The 24,288-nt window shown below is 67.3% G+C and carries 25 protein-coding genes; 16 read left to right on the top strand and 9 right to left on the bottom strand.

From position 1 onward, the window contains the following. Positions 1 to 3: 3 nt before the first annotated feature. A complete protein-coding gene (locus tag IB230_RS10960) occupies positions 4 to 828 on the bottom strand; it encodes a DUF72 domain-containing protein (protein WP_192272137.1) in 825 nt (274 codons plus the stop codon). A gap of 69 nt (positions 829 to 897) precedes the next feature. On the opposite strand from IB230_RS10960, the gene rraA reads away from it, so the two are divergent. Then, complete coding sequence (rraA, locus tag IB230_RS10955) at positions 898 to 1,380, top strand: ribonuclease E activity regulator RraA (protein WP_192272135.1); 483 nt, start codon at positions 898 to 900, stop codon at positions 1,378 to 1,380. 76 nt (positions 1,381 to 1,456) lie between these two features. Here rraA and IB230_RS10950 read toward each other — a convergent pair whose 3' ends face one another. After that, complete coding sequence (locus IB230_RS10950) at positions 1,457 to 3,268, bottom strand: DUF885 domain-containing protein (protein WP_192272133.1); 1,812 nt, start codon at positions 3,266 to 3,268, stop codon at positions 1,457 to 1,459. 113 nt (positions 3,269 to 3,381) lie between these two features. Between IB230_RS10950 and IB230_RS10945 the strand changes: the two genes are divergently transcribed. Continuing rightward, positions 3,382 to 3,732 carry a GFA family protein gene (locus tag IB230_RS10945; protein ID WP_192272131.1) on the top strand — a complete coding sequence of 117 codons (351 nt, stop codon included), beginning with the start codon at positions 3,382 to 3,384 and terminating at the stop codon, positions 3,730 to 3,732. Then, positions 3,729 to 4,511: a DUF4349 domain-containing protein gene (locus tag IB230_RS10940; RefSeq protein WP_343227306.1), complete on the top strand. Its 783-nt coding sequence runs from the start codon at positions 3,729 to 3,731 to the stop codon at positions 4,509 to 4,511. The genes IB230_RS10945 and IB230_RS10940 overlap by 4 nt, the downstream gene beginning before the upstream one ends. A 22-nt stretch (positions 4,512 to 4,533) precedes the next feature. Here IB230_RS10940 and IB230_RS10935 read toward each other — a convergent pair whose 3' ends face one another. After that, positions 4,534 to 5,478 (bottom strand): LysR substrate-binding domain-containing protein, encoded by a 945-nt coding sequence (locus tag IB230_RS10935; RefSeq protein WP_192272129.1) that lies wholly within the window; start codon positions 5,476 to 5,478, stop codon positions 4,534 to 4,536. Between the two features lie 125 nt (positions 5,479 to 5,603). Between IB230_RS10935 and IB230_RS10930 the strand changes: the two genes are divergently transcribed. Further along, the gene (locus IB230_RS10930) at positions 5,604 to 6,482 is read left to right on the top strand and encodes a DMT family transporter (RefSeq protein ID WP_192272128.1); all 879 of its coding nucleotides are present in this window, start codon (positions 5,604 to 5,606) and stop codon (positions 6,480 to 6,482) included. An 89-nt stretch (positions 6,483 to 6,571) separates the two neighbouring features. Here IB230_RS10930 and IB230_RS10925 read toward each other — a convergent pair whose 3' ends face one another. Both IB230_RS10925 and IB230_RS10920 read right to left on the bottom strand, forming a co-directional pair. After that, on the bottom strand, positions 6,572 to 7,477 hold the full coding sequence (locus IB230_RS10925; RefSeq protein ID WP_192272126.1) for a peptidylprolyl isomerase: 906 nt from the start codon (positions 7,475 to 7,477) through the stop codon (positions 6,572 to 6,574). A gap of 83 nt (positions 7,478 to 7,560) precedes the next feature. Beyond that, complete coding sequence (locus IB230_RS10920) at positions 7,561 to 8,871, bottom strand: MFS transporter (RefSeq protein WP_192272124.1); 1,311 nt, start codon at positions 8,869 to 8,871, stop codon at positions 7,561 to 7,563. 158 nt (positions 8,872 to 9,029) lie between these two features. Between IB230_RS10920 and cyoA the strand changes: the two genes are divergently transcribed. The 9 genes from cyoA to IB230_RS10875 all read left to right on the top strand — a co-directional run bounded on the left by cyoA (position 9,030) and on the right by IB230_RS10875 (position 17,265). Further along, complete coding sequence (gene cyoA / locus IB230_RS10915) at positions 9,030 to 10,091, top strand: ubiquinol oxidase subunit II (RefSeq protein ID WP_225589493.1); 1,062 nt, start codon at positions 9,030 to 9,032, stop codon at positions 10,089 to 10,091. 78 nt (positions 10,092 to 10,169) lie between these two features. Beyond that, a complete protein-coding gene (cyoB, locus tag IB230_RS10910) occupies positions 10,170 to 12,143 on the top strand; it encodes a cytochrome o ubiquinol oxidase subunit I (protein WP_343227341.1) in 1,974 nt (657 codons plus the stop codon). Next, positions 12,136 to 12,768, top strand: a complete 633-nt coding sequence (gene cyoC, locus IB230_RS10905) for a cytochrome o ubiquinol oxidase subunit III (RefSeq protein WP_192272118.1) — start codon at positions 12,136 to 12,138, stop codon at positions 12,766 to 12,768. The genes cyoB and cyoC overlap by 8 nt, the downstream gene beginning before the upstream one ends. Next, complete coding sequence (gene cyoD / locus IB230_RS10900; protein ID WP_192272116.1) at positions 12,768 to 13,169, top strand: cytochrome o ubiquinol oxidase subunit IV; 402 nt, start codon at positions 12,768 to 12,770, stop codon at positions 13,167 to 13,169. Before cyoC ends, cyoD begins: the two co-directional genes overlap by 1 nt. Then, the gene (locus IB230_RS10895) at positions 13,166 to 13,963 is read left to right on the top strand and encodes an SURF1 family protein (protein ID WP_343227305.1); all 798 of its coding nucleotides are present in this window, start codon (positions 13,166 to 13,168) and stop codon (positions 13,961 to 13,963) included. Before cyoD ends, IB230_RS10895 begins: the two co-directional genes overlap by 4 nt. A 31-nt stretch (positions 13,964 to 13,994) precedes the next feature. Next, positions 13,995 to 15,290 carry an ATP-binding protein gene (locus tag IB230_RS19930; protein WP_343227304.1) on the top strand — a complete coding sequence of 432 codons (1,296 nt, stop codon included), beginning with the start codon at positions 13,995 to 13,997 and terminating at the stop codon, positions 15,288 to 15,290. Next, complete coding sequence (locus IB230_RS10885; protein WP_192272112.1) at positions 15,277 to 15,816, top strand: response regulator transcription factor; 540 nt, start codon at positions 15,277 to 15,279, stop codon at positions 15,814 to 15,816. The genes IB230_RS19930 and IB230_RS10885 overlap by 14 nt, the downstream gene beginning before the upstream one ends. Positions 15,817 to 15,982: 166 nt before the next feature. Next, positions 15,983 to 16,348 carry a PadR family transcriptional regulator gene (locus IB230_RS10880; RefSeq protein WP_062355736.1) on the top strand — a complete coding sequence of 122 codons (366 nt, stop codon included), beginning with the start codon at positions 15,983 to 15,985 and terminating at the stop codon, positions 16,346 to 16,348. Further along, the gene (locus IB230_RS10875) at positions 16,345 to 17,265 is read left to right on the top strand and encodes a sensor domain-containing protein (RefSeq protein ID WP_192272110.1); all 921 of its coding nucleotides are present in this window, start codon (positions 16,345 to 16,347) and stop codon (positions 17,263 to 17,265) included. The genes IB230_RS10880 and IB230_RS10875 overlap by 4 nt, the downstream gene beginning before the upstream one ends. A gap of 134 nt (positions 17,266 to 17,399) precedes the next feature. Here the strand turns inward: IB230_RS10875 and phaZ are convergent, their stop codons facing one another. Together phaZ and IB230_RS10865 are read right to left on the bottom strand one after the other, a co-directional pair. Next, on the bottom strand, positions 17,400 to 18,647 hold the full coding sequence (gene phaZ, locus IB230_RS10870) for a polyhydroxyalkanoate depolymerase (RefSeq protein WP_192272108.1): 1,248 nt from the start codon (positions 18,645 to 18,647) through the stop codon (positions 17,400 to 17,402). Between the two features lie 80 nt (positions 18,648 to 18,727). Next, positions 18,728 to 19,336 (bottom strand): class I SAM-dependent methyltransferase, encoded by a 609-nt coding sequence (locus IB230_RS10865; RefSeq protein WP_192272106.1) that lies wholly within the window; start codon positions 19,334 to 19,336, stop codon positions 18,728 to 18,730. A gap of 99 nt (positions 19,337 to 19,435) precedes the next feature. On the opposite strand from IB230_RS10865, the gene IB230_RS10860 reads away from it, so the two are divergent. Beyond that, a complete protein-coding gene (locus IB230_RS10860; RefSeq protein ID WP_192272104.1) occupies positions 19,436 to 19,852 on the top strand; it encodes a CopD family protein in 417 nt (138 codons plus the stop codon). Positions 19,853 to 19,889: 37 nt separating this feature from the next. Here the strand turns inward: IB230_RS10860 and IB230_RS10855 are convergent, their stop codons facing one another. Further along, the gene (locus IB230_RS10855) at positions 19,890 to 21,584 is read right to left on the bottom strand and encodes an alkaline phosphatase (protein WP_192272102.1); all 1,695 of its coding nucleotides are present in this window, start codon (positions 21,582 to 21,584) and stop codon (positions 19,890 to 19,892) included. A gap of 140 nt (positions 21,585 to 21,724) precedes the next feature. Here IB230_RS10855 and IB230_RS10850 point away from each other — a divergent pair, with 140 nt between their 5' ends. Continuing rightward, entirely contained in the window at positions 21,725 to 23,002 is a 1,278-nt protein-coding gene (locus IB230_RS10850; protein WP_192272100.1) for a dicarboxylate/amino acid:cation symporter, read from the top strand. Next, positions 22,999 to 23,436 carry a GNAT family N-acetyltransferase gene (locus tag IB230_RS10845; protein WP_192272098.1) on the top strand — a complete coding sequence of 146 codons (438 nt, stop codon included), beginning with the start codon at positions 22,999 to 23,001 and terminating at the stop codon, positions 23,434 to 23,436. The genes IB230_RS10850 and IB230_RS10845 overlap by 4 nt, the downstream gene beginning before the upstream one ends. Here the strand turns inward: IB230_RS10845 and IB230_RS10840 are convergent. After that, positions 23,433 to 24,287 (bottom strand): bile acid:sodium symporter family protein, encoded by an 855-nt coding sequence (locus IB230_RS10840; protein WP_225589492.1) that lies wholly within the window; start codon positions 24,285 to 24,287, stop codon positions 23,433 to 23,435. The two genes, IB230_RS10845 and IB230_RS10840, sit on opposite strands and share 4 nt — an antisense overlap. Between the last annotated feature and the right edge of the window lies 1 nt (position 24,288).

The raw sequence follows: 24,288 nt of genomic DNA, 5'->3' as shown, positions 1-24,288 counted from the left end.
ACGTCAGCTGCCCAGCCGGCGGATCAGTTCCATCGCGGCAGCGGGATTGCGTTCCTTCGCACTGCTGATGAAGTACACGAACACATCGCGTCGCGGCAGCGCCGGTGCGGGTTCGCCCACGTGCGGCAGCCCGGCGATGTCTTCGCCGCGCGACCAGGCGCGCGCGCGTTCGGCCCACAGCGCGAGTTCCTTCGGCGGGTAGCCGGTGTCGATCGGCTGCGAGCGCATCAGCCGCGCGTAGACGAAGTCGGCGGTGAGGTCGCCGAACGATGGATAGTCGCCGGAATCGGTGAAGACGGTGGCGACCTGGTGGCGTCGCGCCAGATCGACCAGGTCCGCCGTCACGGCCGCCGGATCGCGCACTTCCAGCGCATGCCGCAGCGGACGTCCGTCGATCTCGCGCGGCAGCAGCGAGAGGAACGCATCCAGTTCCTCCGCATCGACGCGGCGGCCCGCCTCGAACTGCCAGACCAGCGGCCCCAGCTTCGCGCCGAGTTCGGCGATGCCGCCGACGAAATCCTCCACCTGCGCTTGCGTCGACGCCAGCGAGCGCGACTGCATGATGCGCTTGGGCGCCTTGGCCGAGAACACGAAGCCGTCCGGGGTCTGGTCGCGCCAGCTGGCGTAGGTCGCCGGCTTCTGCGCGCCGTAGTAGGTGCCGTTGATCTCGATGGCGGTCAGCTGGCGGCTGGCGTATTCCAGCTCGCGCCGCTGCACCAGACCGGCCGGATAGAAGTTGCTGCGCCAGGGCGCGAAGGTCCAGCCGCCGATGCCGACGCGAATGCCCGCGGTCGCGGTAGGGGGAGCCGAAGCGAAGAGATCGTCCATGCCGGCAGCATAGCCCGGCCGTCGTCGCGGCCGCGTTACCATCGGACCATCCCACGCCGGAGACCTCGCATGACCTGGACCACGCCCGACCTCTGCGACCAGTTCCCCGACGTGCAGGTGGCCGAACCGGTGTTCCGCAGCTTCGGCGGACAGGCGCGTTTCGCCGGGTCGGCGGTGACGGTGAAATGCCTCAACGACAACTCCCGCGTGCGCGAACTGGCGATGACGCCGGGCGAGGGCCGGGTGATCGTGGTCGATGGTGGCGGGTCGCTGCGGCGCGCGCTGCTGGGCGACCTGATCGCGGGCAATGCGGTGAAGAACGGCTGGTCCGGCCTGGTGATCTTCGGCTGCGTGCGCGATGTCGAGGTGCTCGCCACGTTGCCGTTGGGTGTGCAGGCGCTGGCCTCGCACCCGATGAAGACGGACCGGCGCGATCTGGGCGAGGTCGATGTACCGGTGTCGTTCGCCGGCGTCTCGGTCGCGCCGGGCGACTGGGTCTATGCCGACGCCAATGGCGTGCTGGTCGCCCATGCGCGCCTGCACGACGCATGAAAAAAGAAGGGCAGGCGATGTGCCTGCCCTTCGTCGTTGAAGCGTAAGTCGCTGGATCCCCGCGTTCGCCGGGAGGTCACTTGATCGGTTCGTCCAGCATCAGCTGGCGCACGAAGCGCACCGGTGGGGCGCCGTAGGACAGCACCTGGTCGTGATAGGCCTTCAGGTTGAACTGCGCGCCCTGCTTGGCCTCGGCGGCCTTGCGCAGGTCGAAGTGTTCCTGCACACCGACGAAGTAGGTGGGCAGCTGCGCCGAGGTCAGTTGCGCGCGCGTCCACTTGCCGGCGGCTTCACGCTCCTGCTGGAAGGTCTGGCGCACCATCAGGTCCATCGCCTGCTCGCGCGTCCAGCCGTCCACCTGCACGCCCTGGTCGAGGATCGCGTTGGCGATCGTGCGCAGGTAGAACTTCATCTGCACCAGGTGGAACAGGGGATCGTTGTCCAGGTAGCCGGCGTCGGACATCATCTTCTCGGTATAGACCGCCCAGCCTTCGGCGAACATGCCCGAGCGCAGCACGGCGCGCAGCGTCGACGGGAACTTGGCCGAGTGCCAGCCTTCCAGGTAATGACCCGGCGTGCCTTCGTGGATGCTCAGCAGGTGGATCATCCGGCTGTTGTATTCGCGCAGGAACGAGTCGACCTGCGTCTGGTCCCAATCTTCCGGAATCGGCGAGACGGCGTAGAACGTCTTCAGGTGCTTGTCGAGCGGGCCCGGCGAATCGCAGTAGGCCACCGCCACGCCGCGCTGGAATTCCGGCATCTCGATGATTTCCACCGGTGCGTCGGGCAGCGTCACCAGGTCGTGCTTGCGGACGAACTCGGTGGCCTGCGCCAGCGCGGCTTCCGCGTCCGGCACCACCTTGTCGCGCGCGGGTCGCTCGGCGTAGGCCAGTTCCAGCGCCGCTTCGATGGCCTTCTGCTGTTCATCCGCCGTCGGCGTCTCGGGCAGCGCCGGGGCGCCGGGCTTGTCCTTCAGCACGGTGCGGGCGATGCCGTACATCTCATCGCGCACGCGCTTGAGTTCGCCTTCCGCGCGCTGCTTGATGTCGGCGCGCGACAGCGACGAGAGCAGGGCGAACTGCAGCTTCTGGTCGTACAGCGTCTGGCCGATGCGGAAGTCGCCCTTCGCGTTCGGTACCAGGGTCTTGTCCAGCCAGGCCTGGTGTTCGGCGACCGCCTTCTTCAGGCCGTCGATGGCGGCCTGCGCCTGCTGGCGGTCGGCCTCGGGCAGGTCCTTGAGGTTCGGTGTGATGAACGTGTCGACGATGCTGAGGATGCCGGCGTTCTGCTTGGCGACGGTCTCGGCATGGATCTTCGGCACACGCGCCGGGTCGAGGTTCTCGCGTGCCTGCGCCAGCAGCGCGGGGATCTTCTGCATGCGCGCGGTCGCGGACTTCAGGCGCTCCGGCAGCGGCGCGAACTCGCGCGCCATCAGCCCATAGATCGCGCCGCCAGCGACGTTGTTGTAGACCTGCGGATCCCACGCCCAGCTCTCCAGCGTTTCCGCGGTCCAGATGTCGTACTGCAACTGGTTGCGCAGGATGGCCGCATCGACCTGGTTCTCGCGCGACAGCGCGGTGACATCCATCGCGTCCAGTTCGCCGAGGGTCTTCTTGCTGAAGGCGAGGCTCTTCTGGCGGCCGTCGGCGCTGAGGTCGTCCAGCTCACCGTCGTACTTGTGTTCGCCGATCTGGGTGGCGCTGACCGGCGACAGCTGCAGCCAGCCCTCGAGCGCGCGCTTGGACAGGTCGGCGAAGGCGGCGTCGGCCTTCGCGGTATCCGTGGCCGTGGCGGCGGTTTCCGCACCGGAGGCGGCGACGGGAGCTTCACTCTTCTGGCAGGCGGACAGCGAGGCCAGCAGAGCGGCGGCGAGCAGGGTCTTGCGCATGGGAATCCTGTTGCGGTGCAAGGTGGTCGGGAACGACAGCATAGGCCGAAGGTCATGCCCGGACCCGTGCCATTCGATATACGCTGGCGCCCCCGGGGCCAGGAACCGCTGTCATGAAGCATGAAGGAAGCTGTCATTGCGGTCGCGTCGCCTTCGATGTCGAGGGCGACATCGGCGACGTGATCGATTGCAATTGCTCGCTGTGCCGTCGCCGTGGCGGCCTGCTGTGGTTCGTGCCGCGCGAGGCGCTGGTGCTGAAGACGCCGGAGGGCGACCTGTCCACCTACACGTTCAACAAGCACCACATCCGTCACCACTTCTGTGCCGTGTGCGGCATCGCACCGTTCGGGGAAGCCGCCCATCCGAAGACCGGCACGCAGATGGCGGCGGTGAACGTGCGTTGCCTGCCGGAGGTGGACCTGGCTTCGCTGACGGTCGTGGCGTACGACGGAGCTGCGCTGTGAGCTTGCCGGGCATGCTGCGGATGGCCGTGGTGGTGCTGGCCGCGGGCGGTGCGCTGGCGGGATGCGCCAAGCAGGAGAGTGGCAGCCGGCCGCGTGCCGCGCTGGTCATGAAATCCTCCGCAGGCGAGTTCCTGGCCTACGAACACGACGTCACGCTGCGACTGGAGGCGGAGCGGATCCCCGCGCGCGTACAGGCGCTGCAGGAGGCTTGTCTGCGCAAGCAGCACGGCGACTGCACGGTACTGGAGGTAAGCCAGCGCGGAGGCGACGAGCCTCGCGGCATGCTCATGGTCCGGATCGTGCCGTCGGGGGTCGAACCGCTGATCGCGGCCGCCAGCGAGGGCGCCGACCTGGGTGACCGCAGTACGCGCGCGGAAGATCTGGCGGAAGCGGTGCGCGACAACGCGTTGACGCGCTCCCGGTTGCAGAAGGAGTTGTCCGGTCTGCAGGCGTTCCAGCAGCGCCGCGACCTCTCGGTGGCGGACATGATCGCGCTGTCGCAGCAGGTCTCGAAGCTGGAGGCGCAGGTGGAGGCAGCCGACCAGGAAGCCGCGCAACAGCAGCGCAGGATCCAGACGCAGAAGCTGTCGTTGCGTTTCGAAACGCCGGGCGGAGAGAGCGGTCGCGGCGAAATCCGGCAAGCCGTCCGTGATTTCTTCTCGACGCTGGCCAGCGGCACCGCGTGGACGATCCGCGCCGTCGCATTCCTGATCCCCGTGCTGATCGTGCTTGCGATCCTGGTCGCGGGATGGCGCCGGTTGCGCCGACGCCGCACGTGATCGCTCCGCTGCGCTTGCCGTGTTACGGCACGGCAGGCGCGGCGCGGCCGAGGAAATCGTCCGGCATTGGCGGCAGCGGCGTACGTTCGTCGCGTGCCTCTTCCTTCAGCCAGTCGATGAAGGCCTGTGCGGCGGCGCTGGGCGGCCGGTGCGCCGGATGCACGGCGTAGTAGGCGAAGCGGGCTTTCAGCGCGGGGCCGGGTAGCCGCACCAGTTCGTAGCGCTGCAGGTACGGTTGCGCCACGTGGCGACGCGCCAGTGCCGCGCCCACGCCGTAGACGGCGGCGCGCATCGCATCGGTGCTGTCGTTGAAGCTGTGCATCGGCGGCAGGCGCAGGCCACGCACGCCGGCGGCGCGGAACCAGTCGCGCCAGCCCTGCAGGGCCAGGTCGGTGACCAGCGGCAACTGCGCGATCTGGCGCGGCGCCTGCACCGCATCGAGTCCGGGCAGCGCGGGCGAGGCGACCGGGAACAGTTCGTCGTCCATCAGGTGATGCGACGTCAGTCCGGTCCATTGGCCGGGACCATGGCGGATGCCGAGTTCGGGGCCGTCGTCGTCGAAACGGGTCAGCGCGATGCCGGTGTCCACGTGCAGGCGCACATGCGGATGGCGCGCGCAGAAACGGGGTAGCCGCGGCAGCAGCCAGCAGTACGCCAGCGAGTGCAGCGTGGTGATGCGCAGGGTCGCGATCCTGCCGGCCAGCCGCAGGTGCGAGGCGACGGCATCGATGTCGCCGAGTGCCGCATTGGCGGCGTCGGCCAGCTGCCGCCCTTCGGCGGTGAGCTTCACCCCGCGCGCATGGCGCTGGAACAGCACCACCCCGAGCAGTCCCTCCAGCTTGCGCACGTGGTGGCTGACCGCGCTGGCGGTGAGGTGCAGTTCGTCGGCCGCGTGGGCGAAGTTCTGGTGGCGTGCGGCGGCGGCGAAAACACCCAGGGCGGGCAGCAGGGCGGGGCGCAGGCTCATGGTCGTTCCAGACACAAGCGAGATTTGTGGCTTGCCCGCATGCTACGCGCTTGTGGGCGCCCCCGGGTGGTCCAGAATGGCCGCAGGCACGAACGAGGGCTGCCGCGATGGCGCAGGGAGACAGCATGGCTATGACACCTCCGCAAGCGCTGGAGCGCGACTGGCGCACCCCGCTGGAGTTGCTGGTGCTCGGTGCGATCTGGGGCAGTTCGTTCCTCTTCATGCGCATCGCCGCCAATCCGTTCGGCCCGTTCGCGCTGGTCGAGGTGCGGCTCGCGCTGGGCGCCCTGGTCCTGCTACCGTTCCTGTGGCGCGAGCGCGCGCATTTCCGTGCCGGTATGTGGCCGAAGCTGGCGATCATCGGCGCGATCAACTCGGCGATCCCGTTCCTGCTGTTCGCGTGGGCCGCGCAACGTTCGCCGGCCGCGATCGGCGCGATCTGCAACGCGATGACGGTGCTGTTCGCCGCAATGGTCGGCTTCCTGTTCTTCGGCCAGAAGATCGGTACGCGCCGCGCGCTGGCGCTGCTGGTCGGCTTCATCGGCGTCGTCGTGCTGGCGACCAGCAAGGCCGGCGGATTGAGTGTCGGTGGCGCGGTCATCGCGGGTTCGACCGCCGCGCTGCTGTACGGCGTCGGCGTGAACCTGGTGCGCAAACACTTGGCCGGCATCCCACCCGCGGCAGCGGCCGCCGCCACGCTCAGCTGCGCGGCCCTGCTGGTGCTGCCGTTCGCGGCGACGCACTGGCCCACGCATGCGATCAGTGCGGGCGCGTGGGGCGCCGCCATCGCCATCGGCGTGGTCTGCACCGGTTACGCCTTCCTGCTGTACTACCGCCTGATCCACCGTATCGGCCCCGCGCGTGCGGCGACGGTGACCTATCTGGTGCCGCTGTTCGGCGCCGGCTTCGCCTGGCTGTTCCTCAATGAGCCGGTGACGCCGGCGATGCTGGCGGCGGGTGCGCTGATCCTGGGCAGCGTGGCGGTGAGCCAGCGGGCGGCGTGACGATTGTTGTGGGAGCGACGTCAGTCGCGATCACGGCGTCATGGCAGCGTCATCGCGACTGACGTCGCTCCCACAGGAAGATCAACGACTCAGCGCTTCGCTTCACGCACCGGCAGGGGCACGTTGCACAGGTCGATGTGGCCGGCCGTCCGCACGTACCAGTCGTCGCGACGATTGCGACGCGCTTCGGTGGCGGCGGCAAAGGTCTTGGAATCCGTACGCAGTACCTGCAGCGGCACGCGTTCGCTTTCCGGGACGTCGCGGGCCAGGCGGATGGCGGTGATCGGCGTGCGCTGCTCGGCGTTCTCGTAGAAACCCATCGGTTCCGGGCCGCGCGGGATCGCGCTGAGCAGTTCCATGCCCTTCACCACGCGGCCGACAAGGGTGATGTTGCGGTCGAGCTGGCGCGGCGACTGTCCGGTGACCACGTACAGCTCGCTGCCGTTGCTGCTGTCCGGTGGGCCGCCGCGGCCGGCGCCCAGCGCGCCGTAACAGTGCGCAAGCCAGGCTTCGCCGGCCTTCCGGTCGCGGGCCGCGGGAAAGCCATCGACGAAACCCACCTGCCGCGCCCAGCCGTCCACGTCTGGCAGGCGGGTGAAGTTCAGTCCAGCTGCCTTGCGCGCGAACTCGGCCGGCAACTTCGTCTTCGCCGTGCCGAGCGACTTGGCCTTGGCGGCGTCTTCCGCATCGGCATCGCCGAACTGCACGACGAAGTTGTCGTGCGAGCGGTAGATGCCCAGGCCGTTCCAGAAACCTTCGTGCGCGAGCGTGCGGATGTTGGCGACGTGCTCGGGCGCGAACGCCGGTGCCAGCTCGATCACCACGCGGCCGCCGGGCACGTCCATGTACAGCGTGTTCGCGGGATCCAGCGTGCGCCAGTCGGCGTCCGGCGAAGCGTCGAGGATGTCCTTGGCCGTCAGCGGCTTCGGCGGTTCGGCCGCATGGGCGACGGGGAGGGCGAGCAGGCAGGCGAGCAGCAGCGGCAGACGGCGCATGGACACTCCGGGGCACGGGATGCCCCGATTGTAGTGCGCCTGGCGTGCGGGTAGCCGGCCCCGGGCTACGGAGCCGTGGCCGATCAGGTCTTGTAGTTCTTCGCGCGGTTGATGCCCAGCGCGATCAGCGTGCCCAGCGCGCCGGACAGCAGGTAGGCGCCCAGCCACGACAGGCCGAAGTTGGCGCACAGGCCCAACGCGACCAGCGGGGCGAAGCCGGCGCCGATCAGCCACGCCAGGTCGGAGGTCAGCGCTGCGCCGGTGTAGCGGTAGCGGCGGCCGAAGTTGGCGGTGACCGCGCCCGCGGCCTGGCCGTACGACAGGCCGAGCAGGGCGAAGCCGATCAGGATGAAGGCGCCTTGGCCGACCGGACCGCCTTCCATCAGCGTGGGCGCGAAGCCGCTGAACATCGCGATGCCGACGGCCAGGCCGCCGAGCGTGCGCGCACGGCCGACGCGGTCGGCGATCAGCCCCGACACCACGATGGCACCGGCGGCGATGAACGCGCCAAGGATCTGCACCAGCAGGAAGCTGACGACCGACTGCTGCGAATACAGCAGGATCCACGACAGCGGGAAGATGGTGACGATGTGGAACAGCGCATAGCTGGCGAGCGCGGCGAACGCGCCGATCACCACATGGCGGCCCTTGGCCTGGAACAGCTCGCGGATCGGCGTGGGTTCCAGTTCCAGCTCGCCCATCTTGTCCTGATACTCGTCCGCGACCACGATGCGCAGTCGCGCGAACAGCGCCACCACGTTGATCGCGAAGGCGACGAAGAACGGATAGCGCCAGCCCCAGGTCAGCAGGTCGGCTTCTTCCAGGCTGGCGTAGAGGAAGGCGAACACGCCGGCGGCGACGATGAAGCCGACCGGTGCGCCCAGCTGGCCGAGCATGGCGTACCAGCCGCGGCGTTCTTTCGGTGCATTCAAGGCGAGCAGCGACGGCAGGCCGTCCCACGAACCGCCCAGCGCCAGGCCCTGCAGCACGCGCAGGATGGCCAGCAGCACGATCGAGACCACGCCCAGCGAGCCGTAGCCCGGCAGGAACGCGATGCCCGCCGTGGCGGTGCCCAGCAGGAACAGCGACACGGTCAGCTTGAGCCCGCGGCCCCAGCGCGACTGGATCTTCATGAACAGCATGGTGCCGAACGGACGCGCGACGAACGCCAGCGCGAACAGCGCGAACGACCACAGCGTGCCTTCCAGGCGATCCACGAACGGGAAGAACACCGACGGGAAGATCAGCGCCGAGGCGATGCCGAAGACGAAGAAGTCGAAGTATTCGGACGCGCGCCCGATCACCACGCCGACGGCGATCTCGCCCGGGGCGACATCGGCATGGGCCTTGGTGCCATGGTCGTGGGTGGAAGTCGTGGGGCTGATGGACGCCATGGGAACGGGGCTGCCGGGTCGGACCAGGGGAAAGGTACGCCCATAGGGTCGCAGACCGCACCCGCCGTCGCGATAGGACAAAACGTCCAATACTCCGCGCGGGGCCGGCCGACTACATTGATCCAGATCAATTTGTAAGCCCCACGCCCATGTCCCTCATGCGCAGAGCCCTGCAGGCCGCCGTGGCGATCTCCGCCGCCGCCGTGCTGTCGGGGTGCAACCTGCAGGTCCTCAATCCCGCCGGCGACATCGCCGCCCGCCAGGGCAATCTGATCCTGGTGGCGACGGCGCTGATGCTGATCGTGATCATCCCGGTGATCGCGCTGACGTTCTGGTTCGCCTGGCGCTATCGCGCGTCGAACACGCAGGCCACCTACAAGCCCGACTGGGACCATTCCACGCAGCTGGAACTGGTCATCTGGGGTGTGCCGCTGCTGATCATCATCGCGCTGGGCGCGGTGACCTGGATCGGTACGCACCTGCTGGATCCGTACCGTCCGCTGGGCCGCATCGCCGAGGGGCGACCGGTGCCGGAAGAGGTCAAGCCGCTGGAAGTGCAGGTGGTCGCACTCGACTGGAAGTGGCTGTTCGTCTATCCGGAGTACGGCGTCGCTTCGGTCAACCAGATGGCGGCGCCGGTCGACCGTCCGATTACCTTCCGCCTGACCTCGTCGTCGACGATGAACGCGTTCTACGTGCCGGCGCTGGCGGGCATGATCTACACGATGCCGGCGATGGAGACCAAGCTCCACGCGGTGATGAACAAGGAAGGCGATTACGAGGGCTTCTCGTCGCACTACAGCGGCGAAGGCTTCTCGCACATGCGCTTCCGTTTCCATGCGCTGTCCGATGCCGGCTTCGACCGCTGGATCGAAGAGGCACGCGCCGACGGCAAGGCGCTGACCCGCGCCGAGTACCTGCAGCTCGAAGTGCCCAGTTCCCGCGAGGCGGCGCGCCTGTATGCGTCGGTCGATCCGGGTCTGTTCGATGCGGTGGTCAATCGCTGCGTCGATACCGACCGCCTGTGCATGGACCAGATGATGGCCTATGACGCGATGGGCGGACGTGGCCTGGACAGCACCGACCCGTTGCAGCGTCCGCGCCGCGGCAACCTCGCAAGCGGTCCCTTCGTGCGTTCCGACCTCTGCACGGTCGAGACCGCGCAAGCGGCGGCCCGCGTTTCACCCGTTCCGACCGCTGGCGGCCTGAAAGCGCCCTGACGCGCCCTGCCGCCACACCCCTGGATACACCGGATTCGCCCGATGGCTTTTGATACCAGCACCGTCACGCACTCTCCGATCACCGGTCGTCTGGCCTGGGACGCGATTCCCATGCTGCACGACCCGATCATCGCCGCGACCTTCATCGGCACCTGCCTCGGTGGCCTTGCGCTGCTTGCGGTGATCACCCGATACAAGCTGTGGGGCTGGCTGTGGCGCGAGTGGTTCACCAGCATCGACCACAAGAAGATCGGCATCATGTACATGGTGCTGGGCCTGGTGATGCTGCTGCGCGGCTTCGCCGACGCCATCATGATGCGCCTGCACCAGGCGATGGCCTTCGGCGACAACATGGGCTACCTGCCGCCGCACCACTACGACCAGATCTTCACCGCCCACGGCGTGATCATGATCTTCTTCGTGGCCATGCCGCTGGTCACCGGCCTGATGAACTACCTGGTGCCGCTGCAGATCGGCGCGCGCGACGTGGCGTTCCCGTTCCTCAACAACTTCAGCTTCTGGATGACCACTGCCGGTGCGGTGCTGGTCATGCTGTCGCTGTTCCTGGGCGAGTTCTCGACGTCCGGTTGGCTGGCGCTGTCCAACCTGGGCAACCAGGATCCCGGGGTGGGACTCGACTACTACATCTGGGCGCTGCAGATAGCCGGCGTCGGCACCTTGTTATCGGGCGTCAACCTGCTGGTGACCATCCTGAAGATGCGCGCGCCCGGCATGGGCATGATGAAGATGCCGGTGTTCACCTGGACGGCGCTATGCACCAACGTGCTGATCGTGGTGTCGTTCCCGGTGCTGACCGCGGTGCTGGTGCTGATGACGCTGGACCGCTACGTCGGCACGAACTTCTTCACGACGGACTTGGGCGGCAACGCCATGCTGTACGTCAACCTGATCTGGATCTGGGGCCACCCGGAGGTCTACATCCTGATCCTGCCGCTGTTCGGCGTGTTCTCGGAGATCGTATCCACGTACTCCGGCAAGCGCCTGTTCGGCTACTCGTCGATGGTGTACGCCACGGTCTGCATCACCGTGCTGTCGTACCTGGTGTGGCTGCACCATTTCTTCACCATGGGCTCGGGCGCCAGCGTCAACTCGTTCTTCGGCATCACCACGATGATCATCTCGATCCCGACGGGCGCGAAGATCTTCAACTGGCTGTTCACCATGTACCGCGGCCGCATCCGCTTCGAAGTGCCGATGCTGTGGACGATGGGCTTCATGGTCACCTTCGTGGTCGGCGGCATGACCGGCGTGCTGCTGGCGGTGCCGCCGGCGGACTTCGTGCTGCACAACAGCCTGTTCCTGGTCGCCCACTTCCACAACGTCATCATCGGTGGCGTGGTGTTCGGCCTGTTCGCCGCGATGACGCACTGGTTCCCGAAGGCGTTCGGCTTCAAGCTCGACGACTTCTGGGGCAAGGTCTCGTTCTGGTTCTGGCTGGCCGGCTACTGGTTCGCGTTCACCCCGCTGTACGTGCTGGGCCTGATGGGCGTGACCCGCCGCATGAGCCACTTCGACGATCCGTCGCTGCAGATCTGGTTCCAGATCGCCGCGTTCGGTGCAGTGCTGGTGGCGATCGGCATCGCCGCGTTCCTGTTCTGCATCTACATCAGCTTCCGCCGCCGCGAACAGCTGCGCGACCACACCGGCGACCCGTGGCATGGCCGCACGCTGGAGTGGTCGACGTCCTCGCCGCCGCCGGACTACAACTTCGCCTTCACTCCGGTCGTGCACGACACCGATGCGTGGACGGACATGAAGCAGCGCGGGTTCGAGCGTCCGACCAGCGGCTTCAAGGCCATCCACATGCCGCGCAACACCGGTGCCGGCGTGATCCTGTCGGTGTTGAGCACGCTGTGCGGTTTCGCGATGATCTGGCATGTCTGGTGGCTGGCGGGCGTGTCGCTGCTGGCGACGATCGTCTACGCAATCTGGCACAGCTTCGACCGTGACCGCGATTACTACATCCCGGCCGACGAGGTCGCCAGGACCGAGCAGGCGCGCACCGCACAGCTGGAGCAGGTCCATGTCTGAGGCCATCGCACTGAACCGGCCCGACGGCTCGCCGGTGTTCCTCGACATCGAGGGCAAGCATCATCCAGAGAACGGCACGCTGCTGGGGTTCTGGATCTACCTGCTCAGCGATCTGATGATCTTCGGCAGCCTGTTCGCCACCTTCGGCGTGTTCTCGGGCAGCTACGCCGCCGGTCCGTCGGGCCGTGACCTGTTCTTCCCGAACCTGCACCTGATCGCGATCAACACCGCGATCCTGCTGGTGTCGTCGATCACCTACGGCTTCGCCATGCTGGCGATGATGAAGCGCAACAGCCGCGCCACGATCGGCTGGCTGCTGGTCACCGGGCTGCTGGGCCTGGGCTTCCTGGCGATCGAGATCTACGAGTTCCACCACCTGATCCACATCGGGGCCGGCCCGCAGCGCAGCGCGTTCCTGTCGGCGTTCTTCACGCTGGTCGGCACGCACGGCCTGCACGTGCTGTTCGGCGTCGTCTGGCTGGTCGTACTGTGCTTCCAGGTGCGCAAGTGGGGCCTCAACCGGACCACCACGCGCCGCATCGCCTGCCTCTCGATGTTCTGGCACTTCCTCGACGTCGTCTGGATCGGCGTCTTCACCTTCGTCTACCTGATGGGCGTGCAGTGATGAGCCATCCTTCCTCCGATTCGCACCACGACGACTTCCTCGAGGACGGCATTCCGCACGTCAGCGTGAAGGAGTACGTGACCGGTTTTGTGCTGTCGGTCATCCTGACCGCGATCCCGTTCTGGCTGGTGATGGGCAAGGTACTGCCGACGCCCGCCATCACGACGCTGGTGATCCTGGCCTTCGCCATGGTCCAGGTGGTGGTGCACATGGTCTATTTCCTGCACATGAATCCGAAGTCGGAAGGCGGCTGGAACCTGTTCGCGCTGATCTTCACCGCGGTCCTGCTCGTCATCGTGCTGATCGGCACCCTGTGGGTCATGCACAACATGAACACCAACATGATGCCCGGCACGCACGACATGCATCAGATGCAGGAAGCGGCGCAGAGCCTGCCGTGACCGATCCGGCCGCCGCGATCCCGCCCCATGTGCCGCGCAGGCGGTGGCGGGTCGCGTTCGGCGCGCTGCTGACCGTCGCCTTCTGCGGATTCGTCGCGCTGGGCGTCTGGCAACTGCAGCGGATGGCGTGGAAGCACGACCTGATCGCCCGCGTCGACGCCCGCATCCATGCGAAGGCCGTGCCTGTGCCCGCGCCCGCGCAGTGGCCGGCGATCACCGAGGCGGCCGACAGCTATCGGCGTGTCGCGGTGACAGGGCGCTTCGTGCCTGACAGTGAAGCGCGCACGCAGGCGGTCACCGAGCTCGGTGGCGGCTTCTGGGTGCTGCAGCCCTTGCAGACCGATGAAGGCGACTACGTGCTGGTGAACCGGGGGTTCGTACCGATTGGTGGCACCGTCGCGCCAGCGCCGGCAGACCGCGTGGCGGTGGAAGGCCTGCTGCGCATCAGCGAGCCGGAGGGCGGCTTCCTGCGCCACAACGTGCCGGACCAGGATCGCTGGTACTCCCGCGACGTCGCCGCCATCGCGCGGAAGCAGGAATTGCCTGCCGGGCAGGTTGCGCCGTTCTTCATCGATGCCGACCGCGACCAGGCCTCCCGGGAGTGGCCGCGTGGCGGCATGACGGTGGTGAAATTCCGCGATTCGCACCTGTCCTATGCGCTGACCTGGTTCGGCATGGCCGTGCTGACGCTGCTGGCGGGCGGCTATGTGGTCGCGTCGGAGCGCCGATTGCGCCATGATCGGCGCCGGAAAGGCACGCACCCCGATCATGCACGCACCCACGAGCCAGGATGAGGTTGCCGGTAGCGCACGCAGGATCTTTGCGGTGAGCAATTCCCGCGACCGCGCAGGCGTTCGCAACATGCAGCAGCTGATCCAGCTGCGCTGGATCGCCGTGGTGGGGCAGGTGGCCACCATCCTTGTCGTGCAGTACGGCCTGGACATCGCCCTGCCGCTGGGCCTGATGTGCGGCGTGCTGGCCGCACTCGCCGTCTTCAACCTGGTCAGCCACCTGTGGTGGCGACGCAGTGAGCAGGTGTCGAGCGTCGCATTGCTGGTGGGCCTGCTGGTCGACGTGGCGTCGCTGACGATCCAGCTTTATCTGTCCGGCGGCATCACCAATCCATTCGTCTTCCTCTACCTGCTGCAGGTCGTGCTGGGCACCGTGCTGCTGCGTGCACCGCTGAGCTGGGTGATCGCCGCGGCGGCGGCGGTGTGCGTGACCGGGCTGACGCTGGTGCGCACGCCGCTCGAACTTATGGTGGCGCCCGCGCGCGGGCTGGCCGACCACTATGTGCAGGGGCTGCTGATCTGCTTCCTGCTGATCGCGAGCCTGCTGGTGGTCTTCATCACGCGCATCGGCCGCATCCTGCGCGAGCGCGATGCACGCCTGGCGGAGCTGCGCCAGCGTGCGGCGGAAGAAGACCACATCGTCCGCATGGGCCTGCTGGCCTCGGGTGCGGCGCACGAACTGGGCACACCGCTATCCACGCTCTCGGTGATCCTAGGTGACTGGCAGCACCTGCCAACGATGGCGTCCGATGGCGAGCTGCACAACGACGTGCTGGAGATGCAGGCGCAGGTGGCGCGCTGCAAATCGATCGTCACCAACATCCTGCTCGCGGCCGGTGGGCCACGCGCCGAGGCGCCGACCGAAACCACGTTGCACGCGATGCTCGACGACCTGGCGGACGAATGGCGCGACGCGCGCAACCCGCCGTCGTTCCGTTACAGCAACCGGTGCGACGTGGATCCGGACATCGTCTCCGACGTCGGCCTGCGACAGATGGTCTTCAACGTGCTGGACAATGCACTGGAATCGTCACCGCACTGGGTGGCGATGGACGCGCGCTGCGACGGCGACATGCTGGTGATCGAGATCAGCGACGCGGGCACGGGCTTCGTGGCGGACGTCCTGCAGCGGGTGGGCACGCCCTACAACACCAGCAAGGGCCGGCCGGGCGGTGGCCTGGGGCTGTTCCTCTCGGTGAACGTCGCGCGTACGCTGGGTGGCAGCCTGACGGCGAAGAACCGGCCGCAGGGCGGTGCCATCGTCACGCTGGCGCTGCCGCTGGCGGCCATCGCGATCGAGGAGGGCGACGATGATGATGAGCAAGACTGATCGCCGGTTGCTGATCGTCGAGGACGACGCGGCATTCGCGCGCACGCTGGTCCGCTCGTTCGAACGCCGCGGTTACCAGGTGCGTCATCTCGCGGGCGAAGACGGCATGCCGGCGTTGCTGGAGGAATTCGCCCCGACCCACGCTGTCGTCGACCTCAAGCTCGCCGCCGGTGCATCCGGCCTGTCCAGCGTGAAGCACCTGCACGCGTTCGATCCGGAGATGGTCATCATCGTGCTGACCGGCTACGCGAGCATCGCGACCGCTGTGGAAGCCATCAAGCTCGGCGCCCGCCACTACCTGGCCAAGCCGTCCAATACCGACGACATCGAGGCCGCCTTCCAGCGCGCCACCGGCGACACCGACGTCGAGCTGACCGAGCGCACCACGTCGATCAAGACGCTGGAGTGGGAGCACATCCACGAGGCGCTGGCCGCCAGCGACTTCAACATTTCCGAAGCCGCCCGCCGCTTGGGTCTGCACCGGCGCACGCTGGCGCGCAAGCTCGAGAAGCGCCGGGTCAAGTAGTCGCCCCCCTCGCTACCTCCTGACGTAGCTCCGCGGCCTCCCGGCGCCCGGGGGCGGCCTCTCCGTGGGCAGCCCAAGCGTCAGAGTGACTACTGGCACATTCGCTATATCAAACTTCGTAATAGCATCGTCTCCAACCTAGCGGGGGTCCCGCAGAGGGGGAGCGATGAACGAGCCCGACATCCACCTGAAGAAGTTCCAGAAAGAGCTCAGTGCCGGCACCGTGTCGCTGGCGCTGCTGGCGGTCCTGGCCCGCGCCGGCGAGCCGCTGTACGGCTACCTGATCGCCAAGCAGCTGGAGCGCGTCGGCGACGGCGTCCTAAGCGGCAAGCAGAGCGCGCTGTACCCGGTACTGCGCAATCTGGAGGGCGGCGGGCTGCTGGACAGCTTCGTCGAACCCTCGGTAGCCGGGCCACCCCGTCGCTACTACCGCATCACCGAGGCAGGGCGGCAGACCCTGCAGTCCTGGGCCGCCGCCTGGCGTGCCACCCGCGATTCCGTCGATTCCGTGCTTGAGGGGATTCCTGCATGAACACCACCACCGCCCCGGGCAGCCGCCTGCCCACCTCCATCCCCGAATACCTGGACCAGCTGCGCGCCGCGTTGGCAGGTGCCGACAAAGCCATGATCCAGGACGCCGTCTACGACGCGGAGGAGTACCTGCGCTCGGAACTGGCGGAGAACCCCGGCAAGTCCGAAGCCGAGGTCATCGCCTCGGTCGCCGGCAGTTACGGCGCGCCGGACGAGGTCGCCGACATCTACCGCGAAACCGAGGTCACGGTCGCCAAGGCGCTGCGCCCGCCGGTGCCGCCGAAGCGCAAGTCGCTGCTCGGCCGGTTCTTCGGCGTCGCCGCCGACCCGCGCACGTACGGCGCGCTGTTCTACATGCTGCTGTCGCTGGCGACCGGTACGTTCTACTTCACCTGGGTCGTGACCGGCGCCAGCCTGTCGGCCGGTCTGCTGATCCTGATCATCGGCATTCCGCTGCTGCTGCTGTTCCTGATGTCGGTGCGGCTGCTGTCGCTGGTCGAAGGTCGCATCGTCGAAGTCCTGCTGGGTGAACGCATGCCGCGTCGGCCGCTGTACACGCAGCGCGACAAACCGTGGATGACGCGACTGAAAGAGCTGTTCACCGATGGTCGCACCTGGACCGCGATGCTGTACCTGCTGCTGCTGCATCCGCTGGGCATCCTGTACTTCTCCGTCGCCATCACGCTGCTGGCACTGTCACTGGGGCTGATCGCCGCACCTGTGGCGTTCTTCCTGCCCTACGGCTACGTGATGAATTTCGGCGACTGGAACCTCGTCACCGAGGCGCCCTGGCTGCTGCCGCTGGCGTCGGTGGTCGGCATCGTCCTGCTGTTCGCCACGCTGCATCTGGCGCGCGTGGTCGGCCTGTTCCACGGCTGGCTGGCCAAGCACCTGCTGGTGCGTATGCCGGTGGTGTGACGTCAGATGTGGGAGCGACGTCAGTCGCGAACGAAAAGGCCGCCTGCGAGGGCGGCCTTTTCATTTTGCCGGTGAGCGCGCGGCGGTGCAGGGAAAGCATCGCGACTGACGTCGCTCCCACAGGAAAGACTGCGTCAGCCCGCGTATTTGGCGATGAAGTCGCGTACCTGCGGATAGACCTGCTCGCGCCAGCGGCGGCCGCTGAAGATGCCGTAATGGCCGGCGCCCTCGACCGTCAGGTGCCTGTGGTGCGCCTTCGCGATGCCGGTGCACAGGTCGTGCGCGGCGGCGGTCTGGCCCTGGCCGGAGATGTCGTCGAGTTCGCCCTCGATGCTCATCAGCGCGGTCTTCTTGATCGCCGCAGGCGTCACCAGCTCGCCGTTGACCTTCCACTTTCCGCGCGGCAGCAGGAATTCCTGGAACACGGTGCGGATGGTGTCGAGGTAATACTCGGCCGGCATGTCGAGCACGGCGTTGTACTCGTCGTAGAACTTGCGGTGCGATTCCGCGTCCTGCTGGTCGCCCTTCACCAGGTCGGCGTAGAAATCCCAGTGCGACATGAAATGGCGGCTGGGGTTCATCGCGATGAAGCCGGCGTGCTGCAGGAAGCCGGGATACACGCGACGGCCTTCGCCCGGGTAGGGCATCGGTACCGTGTGGATGACGTTGTTCTCGAACCACGACAGCGGATTGCGCGTGGCCAGGCTGTTCACTTCGGTGGGGCTGCGGCGGGCGTCGATCGGGCCGCCCATCATCACCAGCGAACGCGGCGTGGCTTCGCCGCGCGCGGCCATCAGCGACACCGCCGCCAGCACCGGCACGGTCGGCTGGCAGACGCTGATCACGTGCAGGTTATCCGCGCCGATGTGGCGGATGAACTCTTCGACGTAGCCGACGTAATCGTCGAGGCTGAAAGCGCCTTCGCTCTCCGGCACCATGCGTGCGTCGACCCAGTCGGTCACGTAGACCTTGTGGTCGCGCAGCAGCGTGCGCACGGTGTCGCGCAGCAGGGTGGCATGGTGGCCCGACAGCGGCGCGACCACCAGCACGGTGGGATCATCCTTCAATGCCGTGATGGTGCCGGCGTCGTCGGTGTAGCGCTTGAAGCGCAACAGGCGGCAGAACGGCTTCTTGACGATCTCCTGCTCGACCACCGGCACGGTGCGGCCTTCGACCTCGACCTCGTGGATCTCCCACGCCGGCTTTTCGTAATCCTTGCCGATGCGGTAAATCAGTTCGTTGCCGGCGGCGATGCGCTCGGCGCCCGGCACGTTCGACAGCCAACTGGTGGGCGCGGAGAAGATGCGCGCGTTCGCTTCGGCCATGTAGGCCAGCGGCGCCATCCATGCGCGTCCGAGTTCGTGCAGTTGGTACAAGGTCATGGCAGTCCTGAATCCCACTTTTGGTGCGTGGTGCTGCGCCGCAGCATACCGGAAAGCCGGGGTCGCCGCGCGTAGCCTGTTCAGGTTATCGGCCGGTAGTCCGCCGCCTCCAGTACGGCGACGTCGCCCGCCAAACGCGGACCCAGCCAGCAGTGGTTGCCGATGGACTGGAAGCCCTCGCCGTTGAAGGCCTGCCGATACCACGCCGCCTTGCGGGGCTGGAAGCCGTCGTGGTCACCCTCGAACTCGTCTTCCTTCGCAAACGTCTCCAGGAACGCCACGCCGCCGCACAGTTCCGCCAGCCCGGGCAGACCGCGCTTCAGCTCGCGCGTCGGCACATAGTGCAGCACGTCCGAGCACACCAGTAGGTCGACAGGTTCACAGGGGCGCAGGTACTCGAAATCCTCGAAGCGTGCGTAGTGCAGGTTGCGCGTGCGTCCGAAACGGCGGATGGCGTACTCGCTGGCGTCGAAGCCGAGGTACTGCAGCTTCGGCCGCAGCTTCAGCAGCGGTGCGCGCCAAGCCCCTTCGCCGCAGCCGATGTCCAGCACGGTGCGGATCGGACGCTCCAGGTGGTACTCGGCCACCGCGACGGCCAGCGCCACCTTGCGCGCGAGGCGCGGGGCGCCGCCGATGTCGCCTTCGCGGTACCAGCGCTGGAAGTAGTCGGCGTCGTACTGCTTGGTCATGCGTGTGTCCGGCGTGCGGAAAGGCGGGAAGCTTACGCGATGCGGCGCGCTATCCTATGCGCCGCACGCCATCCTGCGCAGCCAGACGGAGCCAGCCGCATGTACCTGTGGGTCAAGACCTTCCACCTCGTCTTCGTCATCGCCTGGATGGCGACGGTGTTCTACCTGCCGCGCATCCTGGTCAACCTGGCAGAGACCACAGGGCAGGCCGATGTGCAGGCACGGCTGCTGCTGATGGGTCGCCGGCTGTACGGCTTCGGCCACAGCATGTTCGGGATCGCGGTGATCCTCGGCGGCGTGCTGTGGTTCCACTTCGGGATCAGCGGTGGCTGGCTGCACGCCAAGCTGACGCTGGTGGCGCTTATCCTGGCGCACTTCATCGTCACCGGCCGCTGGCTGAAGGGCGCGGCGAAGGGCAAGTCACTGCCTTCGCCGACGGCACTGAAGTGGTTCAACGAACTGCCGCTGTTCGCGTTGATCGCGGTGATCTGGCTCGTACTGGCCAAGCCGTTCTGATCCGCGTGCTCCGGCATTGGCCGGAGCCTTGTTTCTTTTACTTCTTCTCGAAGTCGACCGGCTTCGGCAACTCGACCGGCACGCCGTTCGCATCGCACGTGCCAGCGGCGCACAGGCGTGCACGCAGCGCCGGTGTCGCCTGTACGACGAAGTGGTAGATCGTGTTCTGCTCGACGGTGCCGCGTACCGCGTCGCTGCCCGGGCCGATGGCCCAGATGCCGACGTCTTCGCCGCCGTGCGACTCCGACTTCAGCGGCACCAGCGCCTCCTGCAGGTAGTCGGGGTGCTCGGTATCGACATGGCTCAGGTCGGGCCGGCCTTCCGAGGGTTCGACGCTGCTGGGCGCATGCAGGAAATGCTTCGGGCCTGCGGGCTGACGGTTGCTTGCGCCGGTGTAGCCGGGACCGTTGGCGTAGGTGAGCGTGGTGAAGGTCTGGCCATTCTGGTCGCGGGCGAGGTCGCCCGGCGTATCGTCTTCGCCTCCCTGGCCGCGCACCTTGCCGAGGATGGGGTTGCCGCGCACCGGATAGCCGACGAAGTTGAGCGTGTGCGAGTGGTCGGCGGTGACCAGGATCAGCGTGTCGTCGCGCGAGGTCGCATCCACTGCTGCCTGCACGGCGTCCGACATCGCGACGGTCTCGTCGAGGGCGCGGTAGGCGTTGCCGTAGTGGTTGGCGTGGTCGATGCGCGCGCCTTCCACCAGCAGCACGAAGCCTTCCTGGTTGTGCGACAGGTTGCGGATGGCGACGCGCGTCAGTTCGGCCAGCGATGGCTCGCCCTGGGCGTCCTTGCGGCGATCGTGCTCGAACTGCATGTGGTCGTATTCGAACAGGCCGAGCAGTTGCGGTGCGTTGGCCGCCGCCTCCAACTGCTGCGTGTTCCATACGTAGGCACCCTGCGGATGCGCCTGCTGCCACTCGGCGACGAGGTTGCGGCCGTCCAGGCGCTGGCCGACCTTGTCGTCCTCTTCGGGATCACGCACGTCGATCGGCAGGAATTCGCCGCGACCGCCACCCAGCGCGACGGTGGGGCCATGGCCGAAACGCGCTGCGGTCAGCAGCTGCTGCGCGATGTCCTTGCAGCCCGCCTCGATGGCTTCGGGCGGCAGGTCGGTGTCGTTTTCCCAGTCGCGGTGCGAGACGTGCGCATACGTCGCCGCAGGCGTAGCGTGGGTGATGCGCGCGGTGGTGACGATGCCGGTGGACAGGCCCGCACTGTCGGCGAGCGTCAACCAGCTGAGCAGGTCCTTGCTGCCGTCGGGCGTGCATTCGCCCTTGTGGCCCGCCGACACGCCGATGGCGCCCATGTGCGACTTTACGCCGGTGGCGACCGCGGTCATCGTGCCGGCGGAGTCGGGCGTCTGCGAGTCGGTGTTGTAGGTCTTGCTGAAGGCGGTGTGCGGGAAGCGCTCCCAGCTCAGCAGGTTCTCTTCGCCGGGCGTGCCCTTGCGCTGGCCTTCGAAGATGCGCGCCGCAGCCACGGTGGTCAGGCTCATGCCGTCGCCGAGGAACACGATGACGTTCTTCGCGCGGCCCTGCATCGCACCGTTCGCGGCGGCCTTCGCCGCACCATTCCGATACCACCACTGGGGTGTTTCACCCTGCGGGTGCGCGACCGGCGGGACGTCGACGTGGAGCGCGGAAGCCGGGGAGGGCGAGATGCTGGCGCAACCGGCCAGTGCAGTGAGCAGGGTCATGCCGACGAGCGGCGAAACGAAAGAACGCAAGGGCATGGCAAACGGGGGGAATGATGGACGCGCCATTATGACGCCAGCGCAGTGTCCTGTTCATGACACCCGGCATTCCGCGTGAAGGCTCGCTGCACGAGGGGCCTTGGGCTAAGGTGTCGCGTCCGCTTATGTGAGTCGTCTGGATGAAGCTGGTCTCGGCCTGGTTGAAGATCCCGTTCTGGCAGCGCGTCGTCGCCGGCTTCGTGCTGGGTGCGCTCGCGGGCTGGCTGATGGGGCCGGCCGCGGGCGTCTGGCTCAAGCCGCTGGGCGACCTGTACGTCACGCTGATCAAGATGATCGCGGTGCCGCTGGTGTTCTTCGCGGTGATCAACGCGGTCTCCAGCCTGCATGGGCAGAAGTCGGTGGCCGCGCTCGGTGGACGCACCTTCATGTGGTTCGCCATCACGGCTGCGCTCGCGGTCTGCGTGGGCCTGGCGGTGGGCTGGATTGTGCAGCCCGGCAAGGGAATCACGGGCCTGATGACCGCGCCGGACTATCAGGTGCGCGAAGTCCCCACGCCCGTGCAGGTGCTGCTGGACATCGTGCCGGCCAATCCGTTCAAGGCGCTGACCGACGGCAAGATCCTTCAGGTGATCTTCTTCGCCGGCCTGCTCGGGTTCGCGCTGGTCAAGCTGGGTGAGCGCAGCGCCGGCCTGCGCAAGTTGGCCGGCGAGGCCAGCGACACGATGGTGCAGGTCACACGCTTCGTGCTGGAAATGACCCCGATCGGCACGTTCGGCCTGATCGGCAGCCTGGTCGGTACCTATGGGTTCGAAAAGTTGCTGCCGCTGGGCAGCTACATCGGTGCGCTGTACGTCGCCTGCGCGCTGCACATCGTTGTGGTCTACGGCAGCCTGCTGCTGGCGCATGGCCTGAATCCGTGGAAGTTCTTCCGCGGCGCCGCGCCGGGCATGCAGGTGGCGTTCGCCAGTTCGTCCAGCTTCGCCTCGATGCCGGTGGCACTGCGCAGCGTCACCCACAATCTGGGCGTGGACAAGGATTACGCCGCGTTCGCCGTCCCGCTCGGTGCGAGCATCAAGATGGATGGCTGCGGGGCGATCTATCCCGCACTGACCTCGGTGTTCGTGGCGCAGTATTTCGGCCTGGACCTGTCGGTCAACCAGTACTTCCTGATCCTGCTGGCCTCGGTGCTGGGCAGCTTCGGCACGGCCGGCGTGCCGGGCACGGCGACGGTGATGGTCACCGTGGTGTTGACCGCAGCCAACCTGCCGCTGGAAGGCATCGGCCTGCTGGTGGCGATCGACCGCATCCTCGACATGATGCGCACGATGACCAACGTCACCGGCCAGATGCTGGTGCCCGTCCTGGTGGCGAAGGAAACCGGCCTGCTGGATCGCGAGGTCTATGAGCGGGCGTCCAGCAACGTGGGTCTCGCGGATGAAGCCGCTCCGTCGCCATGAGTGACGCCCGGACGATCGAACTGGTCGCCTCGTTTCCCGACGCAACGACCTATCGCCGTCTCCGCATCGAAACCGGCCTGTCGCCCAAGTCGCCCGAAGCCGCCGAGCGCGGCCTGGCGAACACGCTGTACGGCGTCAGCCTGGTGAAGGCGGGCGAGGTCATCGGCATGGGACGGCTGGTCGGCGACAACGGCACGGTGTTCGTCGTCGTGGACATCGCCGTGCAACGGGAGCACCAAGGCCAGGGACTGGGCAGGCGCATCATGGCGGCGCTCGATGCCTGGCTGCGCGCCAACGCGCCGCCCTCGGCCTACGTCATGCTGGTTGCGGACGGAGGAGCGAAGCACCTCTATGCGCAGTTCGGTTTTGCCGACACGGCGCCCGCGTCGATCGGCATGGCCTATGTCGCGCGCGGACCCGGCGCCGACCGCTAGGCGCTGGCCTCGCGCGTGCCGCGCGACACCCACCAGGCGAACACCGCCGCGGTGACGAACATCAGCAGGCTGTAGACCGCCGCCGGTACCGAGACGGTCGGGTTCTGCAGCACGTTGAGCGCAATGAAGATCGCCAGCGTGCCGTTGTGGATGCCGATCTCCATCGCGATGGCGATGGCCTGCTTCTTCGGCAGCCGCAGCGCCAACGGTGCGGCGTAGCCGAAGCCCATGCTGGCGAGGTTGAACAGCAGGCAGGCCAGGCCGACGATGGCGAAGTAGCTGGTCAGCGTCTTCCACTCCTGCGCGACTGCGGCCACCACCAGCAGGGCGAGCACCAGCACGGAGAGCAGGCGGATCGGCTTCTCGGCCCGCGCGGCGAAGCCGGGCGCCTTCGCGCGTAGCAGCATGCCGATGGCCACGGGCAACAGGATGATCGCGGCGACCTCGACCACTTTCTTGGTCGGTGGTGGGACGTACTGGCCGGCGCCGAGGAAATACTCCAGCGACAGGTTGAGGATCACCGGCAGCGTCAGCAGGCACAGCAGGCTGTTGATCGCGGTGAGCGTGATGTTCAGGGCCACATCGCCGCGGGCGAGGTGGCTGTAGATGTTGGCGGTGGCGCCACCAGGTGAGGCGGCCAGCAGCATCAGGCCCACGGCGAGTTCGGCAGGCAGGCCGAATCCGATCGCCAGGCCGAACGCCACCCATGGCAACACCAGCGTCTGCAGCACGAGGCCGATCAGGACGGCGCGCGGATAGCGTGCGACGCGACGGAAATCCTCCAGCGTCAGGCCCAGTCCCAGCCCGAGCATGATGATGCCCAGGGCCAACGGGAGCATCAGATTGGTCAAC

Origin of the sequence: Pseudoxanthomonas sp. PXM01, from assembly GCF_014851815.1 — a bacterium.
Lineage (GTDB): Bacteria > Pseudomonadota > Gammaproteobacteria > Xanthomonadales > Xanthomonadaceae > Pseudoxanthomonas_A.
This window is presented reverse-complemented; position numbering and strand designations above follow the sequence as displayed.